The sequence below is a fragment of the Paraburkholderia sp. BR13439 genome, assembly GCF_040948805.1.
Taxonomy (GTDB): Bacteria; Pseudomonadota; Gammaproteobacteria; order Burkholderiales; family Burkholderiaceae; genus Paraburkholderia; species Paraburkholderia youngii.
The window spans coordinates 1-2,341 of the sequence record NZ_JBFPKN010000097.1 but is presented as its reverse complement, the minus strand read 5'-3'; the positions used below and the strand labels follow the sequence as shown (position 1 = coordinate 2,341).

The window sequence follows — 2,341 nt, the reverse complement described above, 5'->3', positions numbered from 1 at the left end:
GCTCATCGTTCGTCGTAACTGACGACGACCTTCTCGCTCACCGGATGACACTGACACGTCAGCACGAACCCGTCGCGGACCTCGTGTTCTTCGAGCGTGTAGTTCTTTTCCATCTTCACTTCGCCCTCGAGCACCTTCGCGCGACACGTGCAGCACACACCGCCCTTGCACGCGTACGGCAGCGCGAGACCGGCCCGAAGCCCGACGTCGAGCACGCTCACGCCCTGATACGGCAGGCGCAGCCTGCGCCGCTTGCCGTCGAGCACGATCTCGAGGTCGGCCGCCGGGGTGTCCGCGGTGATCTCGACGGGCGGCACGCCCGCCTGCGGCAGCGGCGTGCCGAAGCGCTCGACGTGCACCTTCGCGGGCGGCACGCCGGCAGCCTTCAGCGCCGCCTCGGCCGCGTCCATCATCGGCGCGGGGCCGCAGATGAACGCCTCGTCGATCGCGTCGGCCGGCAGCAGCTGCTCGAGGAACGCCGCGCACTTCTGCTGGTCGAGCACGCCGTTGAACAACTCCACGTCCTGCAGGTCGTCCGACAGCACGTGATACAGCACGAAGCGGTTCATGAAGCGGTTCTTCAGATCCTCGAGCTCCTCGGCGAACATGATCTGGTCGACGCTGCGGTTGCCGTACACCAGCGTGAACGTGCTGCGCGGCTCGACTTCGAGCGTCGTCTTGATGATCGCGAGCACCGGCGTGATGCCCGAGCCGCCCGAGAACGCGAGGTACTGCTGCCCCTGTTCGGCGTTCAGGTGCGTGAAGAAGCGGCCGTCCGGGGTCATCACGTCGATCGTGTGGCCGGGCTGCAGCGTGTCGAACGCGAAGTTCGAGAAACGCCCGCCGCGCACGCGCTTGATGCCGATGCGCAACTCGCCGTCGCGGTCGTAGTCGGTGACGCCCACGCAGATCGAATACGAGCGGCGCGTTTCCTCACCGTCGATATGCGTCTTCAGCGTGACGAACTGGCCCTGCGTGAAGCGGTACTGGTCGCGCAGTTCGGGCGGGACTTCGAAGGCGACCGACACCGCATCGGCGGTTTCGGGACGTACTTCGCGGATACGCAGCGGATGGAATTGCGGGGTGGCCATATCAGTACGGTTTGAAGTAGTCGAAGGGTTCGCGGCAGTCGAGGCAGCGATACAGGGCCTTGCAGGCGGTCGAGCCGAACTGCGCGAGTCGCTCGGTGTGTGCGGAGCCGCAGCGCGGGCAGGCCGGGGCGGGCAGCGCGCGCGGCACGAAGCGCAGGACTTTTTCCTGCGGCGCAGCGCTCGCGTGGGCGGCTGAACCGCAGTTGCCCGTGGGCGGCGCGATGCCGTAGACGCGCAGTTTTTCGCGCGCCTCGGCGGTGATCCAGTCGGTGGTCCACGCCGGCGCGAGCACGGTGGCGACGCGGTAGGGCGTGAGCTGCGCGGCCTCGAGCGCACGGCCGATGTCTTCGGCAATCTGCGACATCGCCGGGCAGCCCGAGTAGGTCGGCGTGATCACGACTTCGAGCGCGCCGTCCGCGGCGCGTCGCACGTCGCGCAGGATGCCGAGCTCGCGGATCGAGACCACCGGGATCTCCGGGTCGGGTACCGCTTCGAGCACGCTCCACGCGCGGGTGAGCGCGGGATCGGTCGCGGCGGTGGTGGCGGTCGAGGTCGTCATCGCGGGCTCACCAGCTCGCGCCCGGATGCTGGCGCGCGAGGCTCTGCATTTCCGCGAGCACGAAGCCCATGTGCTCCGAATGCTCGCCGTGCTTGCCGGTGCTCACGTGCCGCAGCGCCGCGGGCAGCGTCAGCGTGGCCGCGTCGAGCGTGGCGCGCACGTCGTCGAGCCATGCGGCTTCCAGCGTCGAGGTGCGCGGGCCGACGCCCGCCGCGGCGATCGCGTCTTCCACCGCGTCCGCGCTGAAGAACTCGTACGTGTACGGCATCAGATAGTCGAGCGCGGCCTGCGCGCGACGGTGCGATTCGTCGGTGCCGTCGCCGAAACGGATCAGCCACTCGCCCGCGTGATGCACGTGGTACTGCGTTTCCTTGATCGACTTCGCGGCGATCGCGGCGAGCTGTTCGTCGGCGGAGCCCGTCAGCGCGCCCCACAGATGCATCATCAGCGTCGCGTACAGGAAGTTGCGCACGATCGTCACCGCGTAGTCCTTCTGCGCCTGCGCGGTGCCGGCGAGCGGCCCGTAGTGCGGCAGCTCGGCGAGCGTGTAGTTCGCGAATTCGCGCTCGGCGCGGAAGTACGCGTAGTCGTCCTCGCTGCGCTGACGGCCGGTGAGCTGCTGCTCGAGCGTGGCCGCGTGCGTGTACAGCAGGCGCGCCTGGCCGATCAGGTCGAGGCTCATGTTCGACAG

At 68.5% G+C, this 2,341-nt stretch carries 3 protein-coding genes; all 3 read right to left on the bottom strand.

Annotated features, from left to right (window positions below):
* Window positions 1–2: 2 nt before the first annotated feature.
* Complete coding sequence (gene paaE, locus AB3X96_RS42255; protein WP_368594380.1) at window positions 3–1,091, bottom strand: 1,2-phenylacetyl-CoA epoxidase subunit PaaE; 1,089 nt, start codon at window positions 1,089–1,091, stop codon at window positions 3–5.
* A gap of 1 nt (window position 1,092) precedes the next feature.
* Window positions 1,093–1,650, bottom strand: a complete 558-nt coding sequence (paaD, locus tag AB3X96_RS42250; RefSeq protein WP_368594379.1) for a 1,2-phenylacetyl-CoA epoxidase subunit PaaD — start codon at window positions 1,648–1,650, stop codon at window positions 1,093–1,095.
* Between the two features lie 7 nt (window positions 1,651–1,657).
* A partial coding sequence (paaC, locus tag AB3X96_RS42245; RefSeq protein ID WP_368594378.1) for a 1,2-phenylacetyl-CoA epoxidase subunit PaaC occupies window positions 1,658–2,341 on the bottom strand: 684 nt, incomplete at its 5' end.